Source organism: Bradyrhizobium sp. HKCCYLRH3061 (genome assembly GCF_051168015.1).
Taxonomy (GTDB): domain Bacteria; phylum Pseudomonadota; class Alphaproteobacteria; order Rhizobiales; family Xanthobacteraceae; genus Bradyrhizobium.
The window spans coordinates 1-24287 of the sequence record NZ_JBNPUE010000008.1 but is presented as its reverse complement, the minus strand read 5'-3'; the positions used below and the strand labels follow the sequence as shown (position 1 = coordinate 24287).

The window sequence follows — 24287 nt, the reverse complement described above, 5'->3', positions numbered from 1 at the left end:
CCAAGATGCAGCAGGGTTCGGCGCCCAAGATCAGCTTTGTTTCGCTCGGTTGTCCCAAGGCCTTGGTCGATTCCGAGCGCATCATCACGCGCCTGCGCGCCGAGGGCTACGAGCTCGCCCGGAAGCATGACGGCGCCGACGTCGTCATCGTCAACACCTGCGGGTTCCTGGACAGCGCCAAGCAGGAATCGCTGTCGGCGATCGGCGCGGCCATGGCCGAGAACGGCAAGGTCATCGTCACCGGCTGCATGGGCGCCGAGCCGGAGCAGATCGAGCAGGCCTATCCCGGCGTGCTGTCGATCACCGGCCCGCAGCAGTATGAGAGCGTGCTGGACGCCGTCCATCGCGCGTCGCCGCCGGCGCACAACCCGCATCTCGACCTGGTTCCTCCGCAGGGCATCAAGCTCACGCCCCGGCACTACGCCTATCTGAAGATCTCCGAAGGCTGCAACAACCGCTGCACCTTCTGCATCATCCCGAAGCTTCGCGGCGATCTGGTGTCGCGGTCCGCGGCCGACGTGCTGCGCGAGGCCGAGCGGCTGGTCGCAGCCGGGGTCAAGGAGCTCCTGGTCATTTCTCAGGACACCTCGGCCTATGGGCTGGACCTGAAATATGCCGAAAGCGCCTGGAAGGACCGCAACGTCCGGGCTCGCTTCCTCGATCTGGCGCGCGAGCTCGGCGAGCTCGGCGCCTGGGTGCGCATGCACTACGTGTACCCCTACCCGCATGTCGACGAGGTGATCGGCCTCATGGCGGACGGTAAGATATTGCCCTATCTCGACATCCCGTTCCAGCATGCCAGCCCCAACGTCCTGAAGGCGATGCGCCGCCCGGCGGCGCAGGACAAGACGCTGGACCGGATCAAGGCCTGGCGGACGACCTGCCCGGATCTTGCGCTGCGCTCGACCTTCATCGTCGGCTTCCCCGGCGAGACGGACGCCGACTTCGCCTACCTGCTGGATTGGCTGGATGAGGCCGAGATCGATCGGCTCGGCTGCTTCAAATACGAGCCGGTGGCCGGCGCGACCTCCAACGCCCTGCCCGACCAGGTCCCGGACGAGGTCAAGCAGGAGCGCTGGGACGCGCTCATGGCCCGCCAGCAGAAGATCTCGGCGCGCAGGCTCAAGCGCAAGGTCGGAACGCGTCAGCAGGTGATCATCGACGAGGTCGGGCCGAGCGTCGCCAAGGGCCGCACCAAGGCCGATGCCCCGGACATCGATGGCGCCGTTTATCTGTCCAGCCGGCGGCCGCTGCGTGTCGGCGAGATCGTCACGGTCAAGATCGAGCGTGCCGACGAATACGACCTGCACGGCACGGTCGCTGGGTTCTAGCGCGGGTCAACGGCAACTCAGGGAAGCCGGCCGATCGCAATCGTCCGGTCGAGTCCCACGCTTTCCAATGATGCAAAGCCGGCGCGTCTGCCGAGTTCATCAAGATTGCCGTAGCGCGCGATCCAATCGGGATAGGCGTAGCAGAGGATGATGTCGGCGTGGCTGCGAAGCCACCGACACAGTGTGGCAGCCCTGTCAGCGCCCGCTTCGAGCAACCGTCCGGGCATGATCAAAACGACGCTCCGATCAGCGGCCGTCTCAAGCGGTGCGGGGCAAGCGAACATGTCGCAACTCGGCCAGTGCGAAACCGCTCGTCCGAACATCGCTCGCGCATGGACGAGCTTTCGTGAATCTCGCTCGATGCCGAGCGGCTGCAGATCAGGCGTCCCTTCGCAACTCGCGGCCAACAGCGCCCCATTGCCGCATCCGAGATCGATGATGTTGTAGCGCGCCCCGGCCGTGACCGTTCTTACGGCCGCGGCGATGGGAGCGTGAGCCTCTCGCATTCCGCAGACGGACGCGAAGCCGTTGTCGGCCGCAAGCCAATCCGGCGCGGGCCGTTCGCCGGACATCAGCGCTCGCCACGTTGACAGGTCCAACGACGCCTCCTCAGTGCACCGCCGCCGCCTCGCGGGTCTCGAGCAACTGCCGGCCTCGCGCGATCAACGCGTCGATCCAGGCATAGAGGCCGGCAACGAACGCCTCTCCGTCCCGGTCGACGCGGATGTACCGCCGGATCTCGTCGACCCCCTCCTCAATGCGGGCGAGATTGCGCCGCAGCAGGCGAAACAGCAATTGGCGCCGCTCTTCATCCGGCTCGGTCTCGATCAGCACGATGTCGAGCGCCGTGATGTAGGCAAACGAATATTCCGCATGCAGCACCGCGGTCATCGGGCGCAAACGATCCTTGATGACGGGGCTGACATACAACTCGTCCGCCGGATTCAACACCAGCCGATCCGCGGATTCCAGATTGATGCCGAGCGCGCGAAGCTTGTTGTGTCCCATCTCGTGCACGAACGCCTGGGCCAGGCCGATCGGATCGAAGATGGTGGCGAACAGCGTGCCCAGCCGGTCGTCGGTCGAGCCGCTGTAGGATCCATAGCCCTCGCGATAGTCGCTCTCCGCAACATCGGGACGCGCCAACGGATGGAAGGAATCGATGAGCATGCGCATCTGTTCGAAGGCGACCGGCCAGCGCCGCACGTAGTCGACGGCAGCATCGATGTTGGGGTGCTCCAGCGGACCGTTGCTGAATACGGGCGCCCCCGGCGCGGTCGGCTGCACGTAGCGAACCGACACGGCGCCATCGAAGATGCGCGGCGAATGGCCGACGACCCGGTGCACGAACGGCTCCGGCCGGTGAGCGTTCGTGGTCGTGCTGGCGAGATGACAGGCCAGCAAGGCGTCATACAGATCATCCTGTGGTGCCGCGGCCCGCGACCAGTCGATCATTGTCTCCTCCCGCGACGGATGTTGATTCAGAATTGAAGCTGAGCGGACGACGCGCCGGAGCCGTCCCTGGCGATCGGGCGCAGCCAGCCGCCGGGGAAATCGCGCCGGCATTCGTCGTCGATGACGAGGGCTTCGGTGCTGGTGACCAGCGTCAGCGCGCAGTCCTCGTCTTCCAGGATGCACCCGCTGGCGACCAGGCCGGCGTAGCTCTGCTCCACCTCTGGCCAGGAGGTCTCCTGGTCGACCAGCCGCCCGAGGGTCGCGTCGATGCGAACTGGTTCTCGGAAGGCGTCCAGCACGGCGATCTCGATCGGATCGAGGATGCGCCATGTCTCGGTTGCGATCCGGCGCGTGTCCTTGAGGATCGACAACGGACCCAATCCGACCACCGCCAGTATCGGCATTGCGGTGCCGTCCACATGTGCAGACCGCCAAAGCTTGATCGCCGCGCCGAGCGGCGCGAGATCATCATCCGACGCGGTGTTGGCCGCCGTGCCATCGAAGAAATAAGCGAGCCGCGTCAGCACATCTTCCGGCTGGCCATAGACCGCCTGATAGGCCAGCGCGGGAGCGACATTTTCAAACCCGAACTCGGCCGCGTGGTTGAAGTACGGGCTGAAGCGGTCGAGCCTGATCCGGCAATGTCCGGTCGGCGGCTGCAGATGCTCCAGCAACGCAAACCATCGCGCTATCTTGGCGTAGGCCGCAGGCCGCTCGCCGGGGAAGCCGCACAGCACGTTCCAGATCGGCCGGAGTCCGATCTCGGCACAGCTTCGGAGCACGCGGACGTTCTGCAGCCCGGTCACGCCCTTTTCCATCAGGCGCAGGACATCGTTGTCGAGATGCTCGATGCCCGGCTGAACCCAGGTCACCCCGCCGCGCGCGAGCGTACGCAGCTGCTCGGGGCGCATGTTCGACTTGATCTCGTAGAGGATCCGGTAAGGCGACGGCGCGGTGTTGGCGAGGTGGCCGAACACGGCGTCGACATGCTTCAAGTTCAGAATGTTGTCGGTCGCCTCGAAGCGCTTGACGCTCCAGCGCGCGGATAGTGTTGCGAGCTCGGCCAGCACGCGCTCGGCCGACTTGGTGCGAAACGCCATCGTCGCGCCGTTCAGGCCGCAGAATGTGCAGTGGTGCTTCATGCCCCACCAGCAGCCGCGCGAGCTCTCGAACGGCAGCGCGGGGAGCAGATCATCGCAGAACGACGCCTGCCTCAGCTCCGCGAAATAGTCGGTGAAGTCGGGGACGGGAAGCTCGTCAAGATTCTGCAGCGGAGTCTCCGCGATCCTCCCATTCGTGCCCACGCGGCCCAGCACGTCGGTGCTTTCACTGTAAGGCAAGGTGCCTGCAAGGAAGCGCTCGACGAAATCCGGAAAGGTCCGGTCGGACTCGCCGCGAAACACATAGTCGATTTGCGGGAAGCGTTCGAGCAGCGCCTCGCCCATCGGCCCCTCGCAGTTGGCGCCGCCGAAGCATATGATCGTGTCCGGCGCGAGCTGCCTGATGCGATGCGCGATGCCGAGAGACGCGCAATTCTGCTGGAACGTCGACGAGAAGCCGACGATGCGGGCGCCGTCTGCGATCAGCAGACGAGCCGACCGGTCGACGAACCTCTCCGCCGCATCGCGCGCCGCGACGACCGCGGGCCAATGCTTGCCGCAATAGGCTTCCATTCGCTCCCGGTGCCGGGCTTCCGCGACAGGATCAGGAGCGTTTTCGAAGGTCGCGGCGAACACCCATTCACCGATCAGCAGGCTGGTCTGAACCTGCTCCGCGATGAACTGGAAGGTGTCGGCGCCGATCAACTCGGCAAACGCAAAACCGAGATAGTACTGCCGTGCGTCGATCCCGCGGTCCTCGAGGGCCGCCTGGAGCGTGCTGATCCCCAGCGCGGGCCGCGTCAAGGCCAGGAACGGCGCTGCAACCAGCGCAACGGATATGGTCATGGCAATGGCTCTCAGAACTTGGGCTGTCAGAACTTGGCGGACAGGTCGGACGACGGCGGAGGCACCGAATGAAATACACCCACTGCCTCGAACATGTGCTCGAGCAGCGTCAACGTTGGCAGCTTCCGCGGCAAATGGCTGTCGAGCAATTGCAGCAGCTCGGGATTTGAGAACAGACGGTCGCACGCCGTGCAGATGCCGTCGAAATCGCTGGCCGCGAGCGGTCGTTCGGTCTCCGCCGTGATTTCGCAGAGCAGAGCGATCGGACCTTCGAAGGCGATCCACTTCCACACCGGGTCCATGTAGGCGCGGGACATCGCCTCGGACATCGGCGTCTCGTTCAGATCACCGACGCTCATCGCGGCATGAAACGGCAGCACGCCGCAGCAGGGCAGAACGTTCCCGCTCGGGGCCACGGAGAAATGCCTCAGCACCGAGGGACATGGTCCGCGATAGACCTGTGGCGAATGCCGCCTTGCGTCGAGGTCGGACGCGCTGACATCGTCGACGGCGCGTCCCGTGGAGTTGATCGCCGTCTCGTACACCGACAGCTGCGGATCCGAGTCAGGGTCGACACCGAGAAGATCGAAGATCCGGGACTGGTCGATCACGCTGCCCGGCGATGTCACGACGGCAATCAGCACGTCCAATCCGAGCGAACGGGCAGCCCGGTAGGCATGCGCGATATTGCGCCCGTCCAAGAATTCGGCATGCATGTCGTCGAAAGAGATGATGATCCGTTCGAGACCTGCTTCAACCAGTGGAGTCAGGATCCGCTCGGCCTTCGCTTCGGATGTCGCCCAATAGGCGCTGGTGGTCGCGGACGTGGAGAGGCCGAACGACCTGGCGCGGGATGCCGCAGCGCGCATCAATTCGGGCTGGAGGAATGGATCGCCGCCGACCAGATTGATCCGCGTCATGTCGTGAGCGACGGCTGCATCATCGATCGCTGCGATCATCAGGTCCTGCGGCAGCACGTCGAGCTGAGTCATATCCGACGAAAAGCAGCAATGGCTGCACTTCAGCGGACAGCGGTAACTGATATTGAAGACAAGCTCAGTCGGTTTCGTCACCCGGTCACGCGAATGCATGTCCAGCTGCTCCCAGGGGCAGGAACTGACTTTGACGGAGGTCGGAGCTGCAGCACGTTTCCGGCCGGGCAATGCAGACATTGTCCGGCCGGCTTGAGATCGCGGTCAGACGTCGACGTGAATGACCGAAGCAGGCGCGGCGGTCGCCTTCTGGCCCGACAGGCGATCCTTGATCAGATCGGCCGTGTTCGAATCGATCTCGATGCCGACTTGGGCGAGATATCCCTGCGGATCCTTCTGGAGCTCGTCCGCGGCATTGGCCTGGCTCTTCAGCTGGGCCGCCGCAGCCTTCACTTTCGCAAGGTCCGCAGTGATTTGAATCTTCTTGTCCATGTAAGACATCTTGGAGTCTCCCGATAATCGCTCTTGGCAATGAAGGTGGTCAATCAACGCAAAGCGGAGCATATAACACTTTTGCGGCAGTAGATACATCACAACTCGCGGAGATTGTATTTTCACTCGGGCCAGGGAAGTAGGACCGCCTACCCTGTCGTCAGCGTTCCCCCACGAAAGCTCTTCGACCCCGTCCAGCGTTCGCGCGATGGTGCCCGATACGGGAAGCGCAAGCCGCTCGCGCCTTCAACGGGCCAGGTCGCGCCATGATAGATAATTTCGCGGCGTGCGCTGCTGTAGGAGGTCGATGCCGTGATCCGGCAGACCGGCGCGTGCAGCTCGGCGATGCCGTGCATCATTGACCACTCGGCCGGCCACGTCAGGACATCGAGCAGCCACTCCGTCGTCTGCCCGCAATGCGCTCGGCCGAATGCGAGCATGTTCGCCGCGAGCGCGGCGCTTGCCGGGCAATCGAGCCGGCAAGGCCAGTGCGGGATGATGCAGAGATCAATTGACCGCCAGAGCATGTTCGTCGCCGGCCGCGACGGCAGCTCGATCCGCCGATGTCCCGACGCTTCGGTTCTCTCGAACAGCGCGCTCGCCCAGACCGGATCCAGCGGCCGGCGCTCGCGGCGGCGCAGCGCCTCGGCGCAACAATGGGGACACCCTGCCCAGTCCCGCAATGTTCGTGCCGGATCGCGCTGCCAGTCGGCTTCGAACTCATCCGTGTCGCGAGCACGGACGACAGCGATGGTGACTTCGAGCGGCAGTCTTGCCCGCGTCTGCGACGACGGCAATTTCGGGACCGCCTCGACCGCCAGTCGGACTGGTATGAGCGCGAGCCCTGCGCGTTCGACCTGCAGCGCCATCTCATCGAGAGCTTCGGGGTTGACGGTGCTGATCGATGCCCGGCTCAAACCGGCCGCGACCGCCCGCCAACGCAACACTTTCCATTCCGTCCTGATCAGCTCGAAGCGCGGCTCCCACACCTTTCTCGCAGCCTCCGAGACCCAGCCGATGCGAACGAATGGCGGGCGGATCGGAGGGAGGATCGCGGCATGCTCGGACATTTGATCGGCCAAATTCTCTTTCGCAAACGTCCTGGATCTCAAACCGCCACAGGCGGCGATCCACTCAGATCTTCCATGATCTCCGTCAGCAACGGGACCCGGCCGTCCATCATCGACTTGATGAGCCTGTGCTCGATCTCGGCGCGACGAGGATCGCAGGACAACGGCGTTTCGCCTACAGCGAGCAGGTCTTCCTCGATCTGGACAAACAGCGCGGTCCAGAGCGCGCATTGCGCACTGCGGTTGCGCCAATCGCCGTCGATCGAGGTTCCCGGGCATTGGCCCTTGCACATCGCGAAGAAGCGGCAGTCGCGGCAGCCGCCGGCCGGCTGCGGGGTGAACCACAGGGCAATGCTACGCTCATAGCCGGCAGCCTCGGTCTTGATGAAGTCGATCCCGCGCTTGTTGGTGCGGCCGCAATTGCTGCGCTCGCCAAATCCCTCGATGCCGTGCACCGCGCCGGTCGTATACGGATCACAACCGTGCCAGACACAGCCGGTCTGGTCATCCAGCCCACGAAGAAGCGCCCGCATCTCGTCGAAGATGTCGAAGCGCATCGAGGTGAGGTGCTCGCGCTCGAATCGGTAGAAGTGTAGAAACGCCGCGATGGTTTCAGGATCGGTCATCGCCCAATGCGCCTGCACGGCGGGCGAGTCGACCTCGAGTGCATGCAGCCTGACATTTCGCACCCCCCTCGCCTGCATCTCCAGCAGCCAGCTGTCCATTGAGGGCCAGTGCTGCGGCAGCCCATTGCCCCGATGCATCGTGATGATCAGGCTCGGATGCAGGCCCCGCTCGCACAGTCCGGCGATCGCACGATCGACGCTCTTGGTGAGGTCCCGCGTCCTGTCGAGGGACCCGGCCCAGCGGACATCATTCAAAGCGTCAGGGCCGTCGATGGAAATGCCGACATGAACCGCATAGGTCGCGAACAGCTCCGTGTGGCGGTCTGTGATGAGCGTGCCATTGGTCTGGATCCGGTTGCGGCCAAAGCGCGCCAGTCCGAATGCCCACAGCCTCTCGAGATCCGGCAGCGGCAGCAGCAGCGGCTCGCCGCCGAACAACGTGAACGGCTCATCGTCCTCTGCGAGGGCGGCCAGCATCGCATCGATGTCATAGCGCGGGCGCAGGCTGCCGCTGTCCCGGAGCGGGTTCTGGTAGCAATACTGGCACATGATGTTGCAGGTCACGCCCAGCGGACGAAGCTCGACACCCATCACGATCTCCTCGACGGGAGTCATTCCTGACCGGTCTGACCGGGGCATCTCCCGCAGGCAGCGAAGAGGATACGACACAACCCCTGATTTTAAAAGATCAAAGGTGCGTGGATATGGCCGAACGCCCCTCGGTTGTCTTGCTGCACCGCAGCAGGTCGCCCAAGCGCCTTTGCGGCCCCGGGCGAGCCGTCCTCAGTGCGAGGAGCCCGTGGTACGAACCGACCAGAGCTTCAGCAGGCGAAGCGCCTCGTCCTGCTTCAGTTCGAGATATTTGTTCTTGAGCTTGGTCAGCTCGTCGGGGGGCGTTGCGCCTGAAACGAACCGGCTATCGAGGATCGCGGCAACCGTGACCCAGCTCAGTCCAGCGGCCTTGCACGGCACGAGAATGCCGTCGCTGCGCAGGCTCTGCATCAGCGGCCGCACCAGCTCGATGCTGCATTTCGCGAGCTCCGCGATGGCCGCGATCGTCTCGCCGTAACGCCGCTGGCGGGCAAATTCCAGCAGCGCGGCTTCGGTCAGTTTGCCGCCCTGCTTCAGCTGGCCGACTGCCACCTTGGACCTGCCCGCGTCGCGATTGCGCGACATCTCGCGCTCGGCGTCGAGCGTGGCCGATGAAATGGCGCTGCGAATTTCCTCGTAGAGATGCGGCGGCGCCGACGCGAGCAGGCGCACCCTCACCGCCTCCGTCGCGCGCTGCAACAGGGTCCTGCGCAAGGCTGCCGGCAGATCGGCGCGGATGCCGGCCGCGACCGTGAGCTCCGCGTCTCCCGCCGCTTGCGCCACGATGGCGGCAAATCCGGCGGGTGACACCCGCGCCCCGGGGTTCTTCATGAGTTGCCGGCTCACGCTCGGATAGCGTCGAGCGAGCAGCGCGTCGGTCACGATCTCCTGCAGCCACCAGCGCCCGGCGATCGCCATCAGGTGCTTCTCGCTGCGCGTCTGCGCGATCTCGATCAGATCCTCGCTGCTCAGCCGCGGCGATTCCGAAAGCACCGGCCCCGCGACGGCGATGTCGTCATGATGGGCCAGCCGCCGGATCACGCCGGCCGGCGCCTGCGGGATCGGGGCAAGCTGGGCGCTGAGTTCGGCGAGTGCGATCCGGGCCCCGACGTCGGCCAGCGCACGCAGCTCGATGGTATTGACGAGACGCTCGAAGACGTCGGCAAACAGCGCGTGCTGCTCGATATCCAGGCTGCCGGCAGAGGCGACGAACAGGGAGGCGACCCGCTCGGCCACGCCGGAGCAGCGGTCGGCTGAGCCGGTGGCTATGGCCGCCTGCACTTCTTCGGCGATCGTGAGATGGGGGTTCGACATCGCTCGTCCTGAGCGCTTGCATTTTCAAGCTGCCCAGGGAGGGTAAACACAGCCGCTAAATGTTTGGTAAAGTTGTCACTAAAGTGCGAGACCCGAGACCGGATCGAGCGGGCTTCGCACCGCGGCGCTTCCCTCGCCGCTTCCTGGAGCGGCGGCCCTTGTTGCAGTCTGCAGGCCGGCATCTTGACACCGGTTGCGATTTGCCTGTATGGCCGCCGCATGATCTTCAACCGGACCAACCGCCGCGCCGCCGTTTGCCGTCGTCACCGCCGTGACGATGCCGGGGCGCGCCATGTCCGAAGACGTTGCTGATCAGCTAGCTCATCAGCTCCAGGTTTTCGAGAAGGCCGCTCCCGCAAAGGAGCGGCCTTCTCACTTTTTGGCCCCCGCTTCCCCCTGAGCATAGGAGATTGCACATGCTGACCGCCTCCCATCCCTACGACGCTCTGATGGAGATCACGGCGCGCCCGCGCACCGTCTTCGTTCAGGGCAAGGGTTCCTGGTTATGGGACGACGGCGGCAAGCGCTACCTCGACTTCGTCCAGGGCTGGGCCGTGAACTCGCTCGGCCACGCGCCGCCGGAGCTGGCCAGCGCGCTCGCCCACCAGGCGGCACGCCTGATCACGCCGAGCCCGGCCTATTTCAACGACACCAGCCTCCAATTCGCTAAGGCGCTGGTCGACCGCTCGTGCTTCGACCAGGTGTTCTTCACCAATTCGGGCGCCGAAGCCAATGAAGGCGCCATCAAGCTCGCCCGCAAATACGGCGCTCTGTGCAAGAACGGCGCATACGAGATCATCACCTTCGAGGGCGGCTTCCACGGCCGCACGCTGGCGACGATGTCGGCTTCGGGCAAGAAGGCGTTCGAGCCGCTGTTCGAGCCCAAGGTCCCGGGCTTTCCAAAGGCACGGCTGAACGACATCGCCTCGGTCGAGGCCCTGATCTCCGACAAGACGGTGGCGATCATGCTGGAGCCGATCCAGGGCGAGGCCGGCGTGTGGCCCGCGACCGACGAGTTCCTGCAGCAGTTGCGGGCGCTGACCACCAGGCACGGGCTGCTGCTGATCGTCGACGAGATCCAGACCGGCATGGGCCGCACCGGAAAACTGTTCGGCTATGAGCATGCCGACGTCCTCCCGGACATCATGACCCTGGGCAAGGGCATCGGCGGCGGCGTTCCGCTCGCCGCCCTGCTGGCGACCGACGAGGCGTCTTGCTTCGAGCATGGCGATCAGGGCGGCACCTTCAACGGCAATCCGCTGATGTGTGCGGCGGGACTCGCCGTGCTCGATGTGATCGAGAAGCCGGAGTTTCTGAAGGCTGTCGCGGACAACGGGATCTATCTGGAGAGCGAGTTGCAGCGCATCTCGGCAAGGCACGGCCTGGGCGAAGTGCGCGGCTGTGGTCTGCTGCTTGCGCTCGACGTGATCAGGCCGATCGCGCCGGCGATCGTTGCGCACGCCTTCGAGCTCGGCCTGCTGCTGAACGCGCCGCGTCCGGATGCGCTACGCTTCATGCCGGCCCTCAATGTGACTCGCGATGAGATTGCGGCGATGATCGACGCGCTGGACGGAATCCTGACCAAAGTCGGCGCCGCGCGCTGCGTCGCCTGATCGAATGCCGTTCAAGACGCAGGCTCCGTGCCACATGCGAAGCCTGCGTGCCGGCTGCCTACAGATGAGGCACAAACACCGAGGTTGGGCTCGCAGCCATTTGACCTGGATCAAGGACAGCCGTCCCCCCGAACAACGATCCTGATCGCGCCAAACACCTGCGATCCGATGACTTACGTTATATCTGTCCTGATATAGCGTTGTACGGGATGTGATCAGCTCGGAGGAGAGAGGCTTGCCGGGACCAAGCTGATGATCATCCGCCGACAACGAGGTCGGCACGATAGAAGGAGATGCAAGAATGGCGAGAGACAATCTGGCTCGGGCGTTGCCGGTCGACGACAGCGGCAGCCACATCGCCCTGGCCGCGACCGAAGAGGTGCTGATCCACGTTCGCTTCTTCCCGAACTCGGACATCAACTCGATCGGCGAGAAGCCCGCCAGCCTGACCGCCAATGAATGGTATGAGCGCCTGCTCGACATGGCGCGTCCGCATTATCAGACCTTCGCCGGCGGCCGCGGCTTCTTCCGCATCCCCCGCCCCTGTTTCGAGGCGATCCTCAAGGGCATTGCCTGACATCGGCTTTCGGGCTGGGTGTGGCAGTGAGCGTCCTCTCTGCCCTGCCCCTGTCGACCGCGGTGCGCCGGGTGCGCCGCGGTCGCTGGCGTTTTTGACCGTCCGGCGTTTTGATCGTCGGGTCTTTGGAGGACAGCATTGAGCGATGCGGCTTTCACCGAACTGAAGCGGGCGTTCAGCTCGCTGCTGGCAGCGTGCAGGACATCGCAGAACTGCGCTGAGACGCTCGCCGACCGCGCTTTCGATCTGTTCGAAGCCAATATCGACGCCCAGACGGCGCATCTGCCCGCCCTCGCCTGCGCCAAGGGCTGCCCCTCCTGTTGCGCATTGCGCGTGACCGCGACGGCACCGGAGATCTTCCTGCTCGCGCGCTATGTCCGGCAGATCGACCAGCGCATGCCGGCTAAGGCGCTCGGCTCGCTGTCGCGCCGGATCAAGCTCGCCAACCGCGCGACGCACGGATTGAGCGACACCGCGCGGATGAAGTTGCGTCAGCCCTGCCCATTCCTCGTACGCGGCGGCTGCATCGTCCATCCCGCGCGTCCGCTCGCCTGCCGCGGGCATGCCTCGTTCGACCGGCGCGCCTGCGCACAGGCCATGGCCGGCCGCGAGGTCGACGTGCCGGTCTCGGCACCACACCTCGCGCTGCGCGCGCTGGTGCAGGATTCGCTCAGGGCGGCGCTCGACGCTGCGGGGCTCGCCTCTGGCCTGTATGAGCTCAACCAGGGTCTCGTTCTGGCACTCGACGACCCCGAGCGCGAGCGCGCCTGGCGGGACGGGCAAGACAGCCTCGCGCCGGCGCGGATCGAGGCGTCGACGGCAGCGCAGACCGATGCGGTGCTCTGGAGTCGCGCGGCAGCCGGTGACGCTTCGATCCGGGGCGAGGTGTAGCGACAGGGCTCGGTCGCGCGGCTGTTAAGGCCGGCTGTTAAGGCTTGAGGATCGAGGCCCCGGTCGTGGCGCGGCTTTCGAGGTCGGCATGCGCCCGACCCGCATCCTTCAGCGCATAGGCGTGATTGATCGGCACGTGCAGCTTGCCGCTGATCACCGCCGAGAACAGCGTATCGGCGCCCTCCAGCAGTTCGGACCGCTTGCCGATATAGTCGTTGAGCTTCGGCCGGGTCGCGAACAGAGAGCCATGACTGTTGAGTTCGGCGATCGAGAACGGCGGCACCGGACCCGAGGCGTTGCCGAAGCTGACGAACAGGCCGCGCTGCTTCAGGCAGGACAACGAGCCGGGGAAGGTCGACTTGCCGACGCCGTCATAGACCACGTCGCACAATTCGCCGCGGCTGATCTGCTTGACCCGCGCGACGAAGTCCTCCTCGTTGTAGAGGATGACGTGATCGCAGCCATTGGCCAGCGCGAGATCCGCCTTCGCCTTGGAGCCGACGGTGCCGATGACGTGCGCGCCGAGCGCGCGCGCCCACTGGCAGGCCAGCAGGCCGATGCCGCCGGCGGCGGCGTGGATCAGCACGCGATGGTGCGGCTCGACCTTGAAGGTCTTGTGCAGCAGATACCAGACCGTCAGCCCCTTGAGCATCAGCACCGCGCCCTGCTCATAGGTGATATGGTCGGGCAGCTTGACCAGGCGCTGCCAGGCGATGTTGCGCTCGGTGGCATAGCCGCCGAGGTTCTCATAATACGCGACGCGGTCGCCGGGATGGAAATGCGTGACGCCGGGCCCCACGGCGATCACCTCGCCTGCCGCCTCGTTACCGGCGATGAACGGCAGGCCGGGCGCCTTGTACAGTCCGGTGCGATAATACACGTCGATGAAATTCAGGCCGATCGCGTGCTGGCGGATGCGGACCTCGCCGGGGCCGGGCGCGGCGAGATCGACCGGCTCATAGACCAGCGCCTCGGGGCCTCCCACCTTGTGCACGCGCACCGCCTTGACCATCCCGCCATCTCCCCTTCGGACTCTCCATCGCCGCGTCCGGGAATCCGGCGAAAGAACCTTCGACACTTACCTGATTCTCATCGGACATCCGGCTCCGTTGAAGGAGCCGACCTCCGGCCGCGCACCCGGCGCTGCCGGCGGCAAAAGCGAAGGCGATCACGGCGGCCTTGTCAACTCGGCACCGGTCAGGCGTTGCGCTTCCTGCGGTTGCGCGACGCCATCACGTTGAAGGCCTCGACCGCCAGCGCAAAGACGATCGCGAAGTAGATGTAGCCGCGCGGGATGTGGAACTTGAAGCCGTCGGCGACCAGCGCGACGCCGATCAGCACCAGGAAGGCGAGCGCCAGCATCTTGGTGGTCGGATGGTTCGCCACGAAACGCGCCACCGGTCCCGAGGACACGTACATGATGACCATGGCGATGATGACGGCGGCGATCATGATCTCGAGATCCTGGGCCATGCCGATCGCGGTAATGATCGAGTCCAGCGAGAACACGAGATCGATGACGATGATCTGCAGGATCACCCAGAAGAACTTGTTGGCGCCGCCGCCCTGCGACCCCTCCTCCTCCTCGCGCGCCTCGACCTCGGCATGGATCTCGTGCGTGGCCTTGGCGATCAGGAACAGGCCGCCGGCGATCAGGATGATGTCGCGCCAGGAGAAGCCCACGCCGCCGATCGTGAACACCGGCTGCGTCAGCCCGATCAGCCAGACCAGCACGCTGAGCAGCAGGATGCGGAAGATCAGGGCCAACGCCAGCCCGATCTGGCGGGCGCGTGTCGCCTGCGGCTGCGGGATGCGCGAGGTGATCACCGACAGGAATATGACGTTGTCGATGCCGAGAACGATCTCGAGGGCGGTCAGAGTGAGCAGCGCGGCCCACGCTTCGGGACTGGTCAGAAGGTCGATCATGCTTTCAAGGATCTCAGCAGGCGGATCGCGGAGTCGCTCGCGACGATGTAGAGGGCGATCGCGCACAACAAGGCCGTCACGATCGAGCCCACGGCGAAGTTGTTTCCCAGCACGTCGATGACCAGGACGCCCCAGAGCGCGACCAGCGGCAGCGTCAGCCAGCGCAGCCGCTCGACGCGCACCGGGTGGATGACGTGGAATGGGACGAAGGTCAGCGCGATCAGGACCGCGAGACCGAGGGTCGCCAACGATGGCGAGGGATGCAGCAGGAACAGATAGAATGCCGCAATGTTCCAGAGTCCCGGAAATCCGCGAAAATGATTGTCGTTACTCTTCATGCGGCGATCGGCGAAATACAGCGCGCCGGTGACGGCGATGCCGACGCCGATGACCGGCGCGGCGAGCGGCAGCAGCATGCCGCTGGCGGTGATGGCGTAGGCCGGCACGAACACATAGGTCGTGAAATCCACCACCAGATCGAGCACGTCGCCCGACCAGTCCGGCTGCACATGGACGACGTCGAGCCGGCGCGCCATCGGCCCGTCGATGCCGTCGATGACGAGCGCGACGCCGAGCCACCAGAACATCGCAGTCCAATGCTCGCGCACGGCCTCGAGCATCGCCAGCAGCGCGACGCCCGCACCGAGCGCGGTGAAGACGTGCACCGAGAACGCCGCGGCGCGATGCGCCGGCGTTGCGGCGACCCTGCTCTCTGGTCTCAACTGATCCATGCGGCGCCAGTGCTATCAGGAATCGGAGCCGATTGCATATCCGCCGTTGCGGCGATGCGCCGCGCAGGCTCACGCAATACCCTTGAAAAAGCCCTGCCGGAACGTCAAATGTTCCCGCATGAGCAACACAGACGCCAGCTTTGATGTCATCGTCGTCGGCGGCGGACCCGCCGGGCTCGCCGCCGCCATTGCCCTGTCGCAGACCGGGGCGCGGACGGCGCTCGTGGCCCGCCAGGCGCCGTATGCCGACAACCGCACCACCGCCCTGCTCGGCGGCTCGGTCGACTTTCTCGACGAGATCGGTGTCTGGTCGGCGTGCCGTGACCGCGCCGCCGGTCTCAAGGCGATGCGGCTTGTCGACGATACCGGCCGGCTGATCCGAGCCCCGGAGGTCCGCTTCGTCGCCGACGAGATCGGTCTCGAAATGTTCGGCTACAACATCGCCAATGCCGTCCTGGTCGACGCGCTGGAACAACGCGCCGGCGAGATCGACGGCCTGGTGCGGATCGCCGAGGATGCGGACAGCGTGCGCAGCGATGCCGATGCGGTGACCGTCACCAGCGCATCGGGCCGCGTGCTGACGGCGCGGCTCGTGGTCGGCGCCGATGGCCGGCATTCGCTGTGCCGCGAGGCCGCCGGCATCGGCGTGAGCCGGCGCACGCTGCAGCAGTCGGCGCTGACCTTCAACATCACCCATGCACGGCCGCATCACAACGTGTCGACGGAATTCCACACGCCGCAGGGACCCTGCGTGTTCGTGCCGCTGCCGGGCGACCGCTGCAGCGTTGTCTGGGTCGCGGCCCCGAAGGAGGCCGACCGGCTGTTCGCGCTCGACGACGACGCCCTGTCCGCCGCCGCCGAGCGGCAGTCGCACTCGATCTTCGGCCGGGTGCGCGTCAAGCCGGGCCGCCATGTGTTTCCGCTCGCGATCGAGCGGCCCTTGAGCTACGCGCAAAACCGGATCGCCCTGGTCGGCGAGGCCGCGCATGTGGTGCCGCCGATCGGTGCGCAGGGACTGAACCTCGGCCTGCGCGACGGCATCGACATCGCAGATGTCGTGCGCAAGGCCAATGCGGCCGGCGAGGATATCGGTGCGCCGCAGGTGCTCGCGCGCTATGGTGCGGCGCGCCGCGCCGATATCCTGAGCCGCACCTTCGCCATCGACGTCGCCAACCGCTCGCTGCTCAGCGATCTTCTGCCGATGCAGTCGCTGCGCGCCGTCGGCATGCATCTCATGAGCGGCATCGGTCCGCTGCGACGGCTCGCGATGCGCGAGGGCCTGGCGCCGTCATGGAGAGTCACGCGCAGGGCCGGTTGAGCACCGTCAGGGAAACGCCAGCCGGCCAGTCTGGATCAGCCACATCACGCTGGTCAGGGTGATCACCGAGGCGAAGGTGCCGATCAGCACCGCCGATGAGGCCGGCTCGATCCAGCTGTCGTGCTGGCGCGCGATCACGAACACATTGAGCGCCGGCGGCAGCGCCGCCATCAGCACCGCGGTCGCCGCCCAGGGCTGCGCGAACGGCCCGAACAGCAGCATCAGCCCGAACGACAGCAGCGGGTGAACGACGAGCTTCACCACGGTCAGGACCGGCACCTCCCAGGGCAGCCGCTCGAACGGGCGCAGCGCCACGGTCACGCCGAGCGCGAACAGCGCCGTCGGCGCAGCGGCGTTCTGCAGGAACTGCAGGGTACGGTCGAGCACGGTCGGCGGATGCAACTGGAACGCGGCCGCCAGGATGCCAGCGGCGGTAGCCATGATCAGCGGGTTCTGCAGGATCTGGCGCAGCACGGTGCGCAGCGCGTGCACCACCGAGGCATGATCGCGCTCGGTCAGCTCGACGAGCAGCGGCACGATCGAGAACAGGAAGATGCTGTCGCAGCAGAAGATCAGCGCGGTCGGCGCCGCCGCCCTGCTCCCGAGCACGGCCAGCGCCAGCCCGGGCCCCATATAGCCGATATTGCCGTAGCCACCCGCGAGCCCGGCCATGGTCGCCTCGCGCAGCGACAGCCGCCCGATCGCCTTGCCGAGCACGAGCGCCAGGGCGAAGGTGAGCATGGTGGCGAGTGTCGTTGCAACCAGGAAGGGAGGGTTGCTCAGCTCCGTGAACGGCGTGCGCGCGATGAGGTTGAACATCAAGGCGGGCAGCGAGACGTAGAGCAGGAAGAAGTTCATCCAGGCGAGCCCGGTTTCGGGCAGCCTCCTCCACTTACCGCAGGCGAAGCCTATGAAAACGACGCCGAAATAAGGCAGGGCCAGATTGAGAATGTCGATCATGGGCTCGGAAGATGGCCCCGGAGGGAGCCTGGGAAGGGCCTGGAATGCGGGGCGTCGCGGCTTGACGCGAATCGGATTGGTCTAGATTAAATCCGCCCGCGGGGCACTAGCATCGCTCCCCGTCCTGGTCTATTCGACTGGGATGATCAAAGCACGAACTGCCAAGTTTCAGATCGGCCAGATCGTCCGGCATCGGGTGTTCTCGTTCCGGGGCGTGATTTTCGACATCGATCCGGAGTTCAACAACACCGAGGAATGGTGGCTGTCGATTCCCGAGGAGGTCCGTCCGCATAAGGACCAGCCATTCTATCACCTGCTGGCCGAGAACGCGGAATCCGAATACGTCGCCTATGTTTCCGAGCAGAACCTGGTTCCCGACGAGTCCGGCGAGCCGATCCGCCATTCCCAGGTTGCGGAGATCTTCATCAAGGACAAATCGGGCGGCTATCGTCCGCGCAATCCGCTGATGAACTGACCTGCTCGACCAGAGAGCTTCGCCTGAGCGCCGTCGGCGCAAGCCCCTCATCGTTCGGTCCAGGCTCGCAAGTTCCCCCTCGCATCAGCTCGCAGAATGAAAAAGGCGCTCCGAATGGAGCGCCTTTGATCATGCGGGACGGGCCCGGCCAGCGTTACTGCTTCGCCTGCGGCTGGCCTGGCTGGGTCTGCTCGAGCTTCTTGCGCTGCTCCTCGGCGCGCTTCTGCAGCTCTTCCTGCAGCTTCTTCTGGGTCTCTTCGAACTGCTTCGGGTCGGTCGGCGGACCATCATAGGCCTTGGCGAAGCTGCTGTTGCCTTCCTGCAGCGGCAGCGGCAGCGTCAGCGCGGTGCCGTTCGAGTTGATCGCCTGGACGTAGAGGGTCTGGCCCTTCTTGAGGCTGTTCACGAATTCGGGCGTCGCTTCGTAGTCCGACATGCAGCCGTTCTGGAAGCAGATGACGTACTTTCCTTCCATGAACTGGTTGTTGTCGATGACGATGCGGGTTCCGGGCTGGAGCTGCATGCCGAGCGGCAAGGTCACACGCAGGATCTTCTTCGGCTCGCCTTCGGGCTCGATGATGACGGCTGCAACCACAGGCTGACCGGATTCGATGCGGCCGTCCTTGCCGATGAAGCAGACCTGCTTGGCGTTGGCATCCTGCCCCTTCAGGCAGAACTTGGTCCACGGCGCGTAGATCAGCTGCGGCATCTCCTGCTGAGCCTGGGCCTGAGGCTGGCCGCCGGCGGGAGGAATGGCAGGGGCCTGGGCGGCCGGCGCGGGAGCCTTGGGAGCGGCAGCCGGAGCCTTCGCCTTCGGCGCTTGAGCCTGCGCAACCGAAGGAGCGAAGGAAACGGCCAGCGCGGTGACCGCGAGCAGCGCGACAAGCCGCCCACGCGGCCCAACCGACGAGGCCAAGTCACGGAAATTCATTGCGGAAAACCCTTTCTGAACGGCAGCGCCCGAGACCGCCAAAGGCGCCACACCAAGCCGTTGAAGCGGCTGTCTCCTCAGGAAATGAGGCGGTTAAGTGACAGGCGTTGCCGCCCTAACTCAATCGCCCGCCTTCTTAACGCGGTGCGCGGAAGAATCAATGCCGCGAGACCATGTCGAAGCCGCGGTCTAGCGCTGGCGAGCCTGTGGTAAAAGCCCCTTGTGACCTGTTCCGAATCAAATGCTTGCGCCCCGATCCTGATGCTGCAGCGCATGTTCAGCGCGGCCGCGGGATGGGTCGCCGTGGTCCTGGCATTGTTGCCCGCGGTCTACACCCCCACGGCGAACGCGGCAGAGACTGCGGCGATCGCCATGCACGGTCTCCCGGCCTTGCCGGCCGACTTCGACCACATGCCCTATGCGAATCCCGACGCGCCCAAGGGCGGCCGTCTGGTCTGGGGACTGCTCGGCACCTTCGATAGCCTGAATCCGTTCATCGTCCGCGGCCTCGCGGTGCAGCAAATCCGCAGCTATGTGGTCGAGAGCCTGCTCACCCGCGGCAACGACGAGCCGTTCACGCTGTATGGCCTGCTCGCGAAATCCGTCGAGACCGACGAGAACAGGACCTATGTCACCTTCCGGCTCGACCCGCGTGCCCGCTTCTCCGACGGCAGCCCCGTGCTCGCCGAGGACGTGGCGTTCTCCTTTGAGCTGCTGCGCGATCACGGCCGCCCCAACCACCGGCAGTTCTACGGCAAGGTGGCCAGGGCCGACGTGCTCGACCCGCTGACCATCCGGTTCGATTTCGGTGGAACGGAAGACCGCGAGCTGCCGCTGATCCTCGGCCTGATGCCGATTCTGGCGAAGCACGCGACGGACGTGCCGAGCTTCGAGGACACGACGATGACCGCGCCGCTCGGGTCAGGCCCATATCGGGTCACCGCGGTGCAGCCGGGATCCAGTGTCACCCTCACCCGCAATCCGGACTATTGGGGACGCGACCTGCCGGTCAACCGCGGATTGTGGAACTTCGACGAGGTCAGGCTCGACTACTACCGCGAGTCCAACGGACAGTTCGAAGCCTTCAAGCGCGGGCTGTACGACTTCCGCGTCGAGACCGAGCCGCTGCGCTGGCACGACGGCTATGACTTCCCGGCCGCACGCAATGGCGAGGTCATCCGCGACAGCTTCACCTCGGGGATGCCGCAGCCCTCGCAGTTCCTGGTGTTCAACACGCGGCGGCCGGTGTTCGCCGACGTGAAGGTGCGCCGTGCGCTGACGTTGCTGTTCGATTTCGAATGGATCAACCGCAACTACTTCTTCGGGCTGTACCGCCGCAGCGGCGGCTATTTCGCCGGCTCGGAGCTGTCCGCCTATGGACGTCCGGCCGACGCGACCGAGCTTGAGCTGTTGAAGCCCTACGCCACGCAGATCCCCGCCGACATCATGGACGGCAGCTACCGGTTGCCGATCACCGACGGATCCGGCCGCGACCGCGCAACGCTGAAGGCGGCGCTCGATCTGCTTAACGAGGCCGGATATGGCCTCGACGGGACGGTATTGCGGCATCGGACCACGCGGGCCCCCCTCGCCTTCGAGATCCTGGTCACGACGCGCGATCAGGAGCGCATCGCACTGGCTTACGCCGGCAGTCTCAAGCGGGCCGGCATCAATGCCTCGATCAGGGTGGTCGATCCCGTGCAGTTCGACCAGCGCCGCCTGAGCTTCGAGTTCGACATGATCCAGAATCGCTGGGACCAGTCGCTATCCCCCGGCAACGAGCAGGCGTTCTATTGGGGCAGCGAGGCCGCCGACCGCACCGGAACCCGCAACTACATGGGGGCCAGGGACCCGGCGATCGACGCCATGATCGCGGCGCTGTTGCGCGCCCGCGACAGGCCGGAATTTATCTCGACGGTTCGCGCATTGGACCGTACTCTTATGGTGGGGTTCTACGCTATTCCAGTGCTCAATGCCGCCGAGGAATGGATCGCGCGGTGGAATCGTATAGAACGGCCAAAGAGGACGGCTTTGACGGGAGCGCTCCCGGAGAGCTGGTGGCAGCGGCCGGAGCCGGCACGGAAGTGACCAATCGGGGCAATTGGTCTTGGCCGGGTCCGTGAAAGTACGGGGCAACAGGTGAATCAGGCCAATACGTCGCCGACGCTCGACGCGTTGTTTCAACGCATCCTGGCGCGCAAGCCGGATGCGGTCGCGCTGGTCGATCCCATCAACAAGCAGCGCGTCACCGGGCGGCCGCCGATGCGCCTGACCTATGCCGAAGCCGATCGCGTGATCTCGGCGCTGGCGGCGCATTTCATCGACGCCGGCCTGCCCGCCCATTCGGTGATCGCGGTCCAGCTGCCCAACACGATCGAGTTCGTGCTGACGGTGTTGGCCGCGCATCGCGCCGGCCTCGTCGTCGCCGTGTTCCCACTGCTGTGGCGTCAGTCGGAGCTCGTGGCGGCGCTGAACCGCACCAGCGCGCGCGCCATCGTCACGATGTCGAAGATCGACGGCGTGATTCACTCCGATCTCGCGATGAATGCGGCGGCGGAGGCGTTCTCGATCCGCCACGTCTGCGGCTTCGGCTCCGACCTGCCCGAGGGGATGTATTCGCTCGACCAGTCGATCGCGAAACCTTCGCGCTCGACGCGCGGGCTGATGCCGGACGGCCGCAAGGCCGCGATCGTCTCGTTCGACGTGACCGCCGACGGCTTCCGCGCCGTCCCGCGCACCCATTTGAGCCTGATCGCCGGGGGGCTCGCCGTCTCGCTCGAGAGCGATCTGCCGCAGGGCGTGAACATGATGTCGGCCTTCCTGCCGTCGTCATTCGCCGGCCTTGCCGCTTCGGTCGTGACATGGCTGTTGTCCGGCGGCACCCTTGCGCTGCATCACCCGTTCGACGCCGACGTGCTGGAACAGCAGCTCGCGGAGCTCGCCTGCGATACGCTGATCGCGCCGGCCCAACTCGCCTTGCGTCTCGACGAGGGCGACCTCGCCTCGCGGCTGCCGAACCTGCGTTACGTGCTCGGCATGTGGCGCGCGCCCGAGCAGGTGGCGTCGAGCGCATCTTGGAAGACGCGCGACATCGAGATGACCGACGTCTATCTGTTCGGCGAAGCCGGATTGTTCGCCGTGCGCCGCACCGCGGCCGATGGCAGTCCCGGCCCGGTCAAACCGGGCCGCCAGGGCGCGCCGCGCGAACAGCCGGGCTCGTCGATCGCCGGCGAGATCCTGGTGACGCCGAAGGGCACGCTCGGGCTGCGGGGGCCGATGGTCGTGCTCGCCGCCTACGCCCCTCCGCCGCCGCCGAGCGACTCGCTGATGCCGGCAGCGCCGCGCGACTACGTCGACACCGAGTATGCGGTGCGCCTCGACCGTGCCCAGGACACGATCTCGATCACGGCGCCGCCGGCCGGCGTGATGGCCGTTGGCGGCTACCGCTTCCTTGCGCAGGACCTGCACGAATGGTCGCGGCGGCTCGGCCAGGGCGCGCTGCTGACCGCTCTGCCCGACCGTCTCAGCGGTCACCGCCTCGCGGGCCGCGCGATGGACAATGCGCGCGCGCGGGAAGCGCTCGCCGAGCTCGGACTCAATCCGCTGATGGTCGAGGCCTTCCGCGACCGCGCCGGCCCGGGCGGCTGATCCTGCCGTCCGGACCACTACGGAACCGTCATGTTTGGAACAGTGTTGACGCTGCGTTAACGGGAGGGACCTAGGATCGCGACGTATCGCCCAGCGTATCCTGAGTTTCCTGGATGTCCCCACAAGGCCCGCTTCTCATCGTCTCCTCGTCCACGCGGCCTTCGCTGAGTGCGGCCCTCGCGGTGGCGCAAATTCTCCCCTCCGTCGAGACGCGCTGGGCTGATGCGATCAGCACGATGTCCCGGGTTCAGCCGGCCGCGGTCGTCGCCGTCGTCGAGGATGCTGATGCAACCGAGCTGGCGGCGGTCTCGCGTCATGTCGGTGCGCGCAAGCCCTACGTGCCGCTGATCGCCATCGCGCCCGGTGGCGCTGTCCTGCCCGACCACGCCATTCCCTTGCATGGCAGCGACAATCACGAGCGGCTGCTGGCGCGGCTGCGCGCGGCGCTGCGTGTCCGCACGCTGCACACCACCGTGCTGCGCCGTCTCGATGAGAAGAAGGCACCCGACGCCACCCTGCCGGAAACAGATCCGCTGGATGACGCGACCGTGCTGCTGCTCGGCCGCGGCAGCTCCCTGCCCGGCCTGTCGGTCGCGCTTGGCGAACGCATTGCGGTCGTCGGCGCGCTGAGCATCGAAGCCGCCGCCAAGCATCTGTCGAGCCGCGACATCGACGGCATCGTGCTCGGCGAAGGGTTTTCGCCGCGCGTGGTCGACGCGTTCCTCGCGGTGCTCGCCGAGGACACCCGCTTCCGCAACCTTGCCGTTGTCGTCACTGCCAACCAGCCGGCGCCGCTGCAGGAACTCGCCAATCTCGAGATCATCGCCGGCGCTCCCGCGCACATCGCGGCCAGCGCGCTGCCGTTGATCCGCCAGCACGCCTTCGAAGCCCGCCTCAACCGCACGCTGCGCGCCATCGAAGCCGGCGGCATGCTCGATCCGCAGACCGGCCTGCTCACCCGCAACGCCTTCGCCCGCGACTTCGCCACCGCCGTCAGCCAGACCCAGAAGAGCGGCGGCAGCCTGGCGGTCGCCCGCTTCGCCTTCGATCCGGTCAATCCGCGCGCGCAATATGACGGCGCCCGCATCATCAGCCGCCTGATGCGGCGGATGGATTTCGGCACCCACGAGGACAACGGCTCCGTCGTCGTCGTGTTCGCCGAGACCGACCTGCGCTCGGCCCACGCCATCGCCCGCCGCCTCTCCAGCGTCATGCGCCACACCTCCCACGGCAAGCGCGATACGCGCACGGAGCCGTCGGTCACCGTCGCCGCGCTGCAGCCGACTGACACCGCGCGCACCCTGCTGGCCCGGGTCTATGGCGAGGCGCAGCGCGCGGCGTCGTGAATTTAAGCCACAGCTAGCTCCACGTCATTGCGAGCGCAGTGTTTAGCCCGGAGACATAGCTTACACCTGTTCGGGGACATGGTTGACACTTTTGGGGTCACGCAAATCGATCGC

The 24287-nt window shown here is 65.8% G+C and carries 22 protein-coding genes; 9 read left to right on the top strand and 13 right to left on the bottom strand.

Annotated elements, in window-relative coordinates; translation table 11 throughout:
• The first annotated feature begins 5 nt into the window (after positions 1-5).
• Positions 6-1331 (top strand): 30S ribosomal protein S12 methylthiotransferase RimO, encoded by a 1326-nt coding sequence (rimO, locus tag ACQR2C_RS15015; RefSeq protein ID WP_315800005.1) that lies wholly within the window; start codon positions 6-8, stop codon positions 1329-1331.
• Positions 1332-1348: 17 nt separating this feature from the next.
• On the opposite strand, the gene ACQR2C_RS15010 is transcribed toward rimO, so the two are convergent.
• The 8 genes from ACQR2C_RS15010 to ACQR2C_RS14975 all read right to left on the bottom strand — a co-directional run bounded on the left by ACQR2C_RS15010 (position 1349) and on the right by ACQR2C_RS14975 (position 9757).
• The gene (locus ACQR2C_RS15010; protein WP_434881511.1) at positions 1349-1930 is read right to left on the bottom strand and encodes a hypothetical protein; all 582 of its coding nucleotides are present in this window, start codon (positions 1928-1930) and stop codon (positions 1349-1351) included.
• Between the two features lie 10 nt (positions 1931-1940).
• A complete protein-coding gene (locus tag ACQR2C_RS15005) occupies positions 1941-2786 on the bottom strand; it encodes an aKG-HExxH-type peptide beta-hydroxylase (RefSeq protein ID WP_434839544.1) in 846 nt (281 codons plus the stop codon).
• 26 nt (positions 2787-2812) lie between these two features.
• Positions 2813-4732, bottom strand: a complete 1920-nt coding sequence (locus ACQR2C_RS15000; RefSeq protein WP_316236501.1) for a RiPP maturation radical SAM C-methyltransferase — start codon at positions 4730-4732, stop codon at positions 2813-2815.
• A gap of 26 nt (positions 4733-4758) precedes the next feature.
• Complete coding sequence (locus tag ACQR2C_RS14995; RefSeq protein ID WP_434872781.1) at positions 4759-5823, bottom strand: radical SAM/SPASM domain-containing protein; 1065 nt, start codon at positions 5821-5823, stop codon at positions 4759-4761.
• Between the two features lie 105 nt (positions 5824-5928).
• Entirely contained in the window at positions 5929-6165 is a 237-nt protein-coding gene (locus tag ACQR2C_RS14990; RefSeq protein ID WP_315800010.1) for a hypothetical protein, read from the bottom strand.
• A 140-nt stretch (positions 6166-6305) separates the two neighbouring features.
• Entirely contained in the window at positions 6306-7226 is a 921-nt protein-coding gene (locus ACQR2C_RS14985; protein WP_316215788.1) for a hypothetical protein, read from the bottom strand.
• A gap of 38 nt (positions 7227-7264) precedes the next feature.
• Positions 7265-8467: a radical SAM protein gene (locus ACQR2C_RS14980; RefSeq protein WP_434881510.1), complete on the bottom strand. Its 1203-nt coding sequence runs from the start codon at positions 8465-8467 to the stop codon at positions 7265-7267.
• Positions 8468-8635: 168 nt separating this feature from the next.
• Positions 8636-9757, bottom strand: coding sequence for a DUF2336 domain-containing protein (locus ACQR2C_RS14975; RefSeq protein ID WP_434881509.1), 1122 nt, complete (start codon positions 9755-9757; stop codon positions 8636-8638).
• A gap of 416 nt (positions 9758-10173) precedes the next feature.
• On the opposite strand from ACQR2C_RS14975, the gene ACQR2C_RS14970 reads away from it, so the two are divergent.
• The 3 genes from ACQR2C_RS14970 (at position 10174) to ACQR2C_RS14960 (ending at position 12838) form a co-directional block, all read left to right on the top strand.
• Positions 10174-11370, top strand: coding sequence for an acetylornithine transaminase (locus ACQR2C_RS14970; protein WP_434881508.1), 1197 nt, complete (start codon positions 10174-10176; stop codon positions 11368-11370).
• Positions 11371-11671: 301 nt separating this feature from the next.
• On the top strand, positions 11672-11947 hold the full coding sequence (locus ACQR2C_RS14965) for a hypothetical protein (RefSeq protein WP_315800015.1): 276 nt from the start codon (positions 11672-11674) through the stop codon (positions 11945-11947).
• A 138-nt stretch (positions 11948-12085) separates the two neighbouring features.
• On the top strand, positions 12086-12838 hold the full coding sequence (locus ACQR2C_RS14960; RefSeq protein ID WP_434881507.1) for a YkgJ family cysteine cluster protein: 753 nt from the start codon (positions 12086-12088) through the stop codon (positions 12836-12838).
• A gap of 37 nt (positions 12839-12875) precedes the next feature.
• Here ACQR2C_RS14960 and ACQR2C_RS14955 read toward each other — a convergent pair whose 3' ends face one another.
• The 3 genes from ACQR2C_RS14955 to pcsA all read right to left on the bottom strand — a co-directional run bounded on the left by ACQR2C_RS14955 (position 12876) and on the right by pcsA (position 15495).
• Positions 12876-13850, bottom strand: coding sequence for a quinone oxidoreductase family protein (locus ACQR2C_RS14955; RefSeq protein ID WP_315800017.1), 975 nt, complete (start codon positions 13848-13850; stop codon positions 12876-12878).
• A 185-nt stretch (positions 13851-14035) separates the two neighbouring features.
• Positions 14036-14764 carry a TerC family protein gene (locus ACQR2C_RS14950; RefSeq protein ID WP_315800018.1) on the bottom strand — a complete coding sequence of 243 codons (729 nt, stop codon included), beginning with the start codon at positions 14762-14764 and terminating at the stop codon, positions 14036-14038.
• The gene (gene pcsA / locus ACQR2C_RS14945) at positions 14761-15495 is read right to left on the bottom strand and encodes a phosphatidylcholine synthase (RefSeq protein WP_434881506.1); all 735 of its coding nucleotides are present in this window, start codon (positions 15493-15495) and stop codon (positions 14761-14763) included. Before pcsA ends, ACQR2C_RS14950 begins: the two co-directional genes overlap by 4 nt.
• A 118-nt stretch (positions 15496-15613) precedes the next feature.
• On the opposite strand from pcsA, the gene ACQR2C_RS14940 reads away from it, so the two are divergent.
• A complete protein-coding gene (locus ACQR2C_RS14940; protein WP_434881505.1) occupies positions 15614-16813 on the top strand; it encodes a UbiH/UbiF family hydroxylase in 1200 nt (399 codons plus the stop codon).
• A gap of 6 nt (positions 16814-16819) precedes the next feature.
• Here ACQR2C_RS14940 and ACQR2C_RS14935 read toward each other — a convergent pair whose 3' ends face one another.
• Positions 16820-17773 carry an AEC family transporter gene (locus ACQR2C_RS14935; RefSeq protein ID WP_434881504.1) on the bottom strand — a complete coding sequence of 318 codons (954 nt, stop codon included), beginning with the start codon at positions 17771-17773 and terminating at the stop codon, positions 16820-16822.
• 142 nt (positions 17774-17915) lie between these two features.
• On the opposite strand from ACQR2C_RS14935, the gene hspQ reads away from it, so the two are divergent.
• Complete coding sequence (gene hspQ / locus ACQR2C_RS14930) at positions 17916-18248, top strand: heat shock protein HspQ (protein WP_315711998.1); 333 nt, start codon at positions 17916-17918, stop codon at positions 18246-18248.
• Positions 18249-18402: 154 nt separating this feature from the next.
• Here the strand turns inward: hspQ and ACQR2C_RS14925 are convergent, their stop codons facing one another.
• Positions 18403-19179, bottom strand: a complete 777-nt coding sequence (locus ACQR2C_RS14925) for an invasion associated locus B family protein (protein ID WP_315800022.1) — start codon at positions 19177-19179, stop codon at positions 18403-18405.
• A gap of 261 nt (positions 19180-19440) precedes the next feature.
• Here ACQR2C_RS14925 and ACQR2C_RS14920 point away from each other — a divergent pair, with 261 nt between their 5' ends.
• The 3 genes from ACQR2C_RS14920 (at position 19441) to ACQR2C_RS14910 (ending at position 24173) form a co-directional block, all read left to right on the top strand.
• A complete protein-coding gene (locus tag ACQR2C_RS14920) occupies positions 19441-21267 on the top strand; it encodes an extracellular solute-binding protein (RefSeq protein WP_434881503.1) in 1827 nt (608 codons plus the stop codon).
• Positions 21268-21318: 51 nt separating this feature from the next.
• Positions 21319-22827, top strand: coding sequence for an AMP-binding protein (locus tag ACQR2C_RS14915; protein WP_434839535.1), 1509 nt, complete (start codon positions 21319-21321; stop codon positions 22825-22827).
• Positions 22828-22940: 113 nt separating this feature from the next.
• Entirely contained in the window at positions 22941-24173 is a 1233-nt protein-coding gene (locus ACQR2C_RS14910) for a GGDEF domain-containing protein (protein ID WP_434881502.1), read from the top strand.
• The last annotated feature ends 114 nt before the right edge of the window (positions 24174-24287 follow it).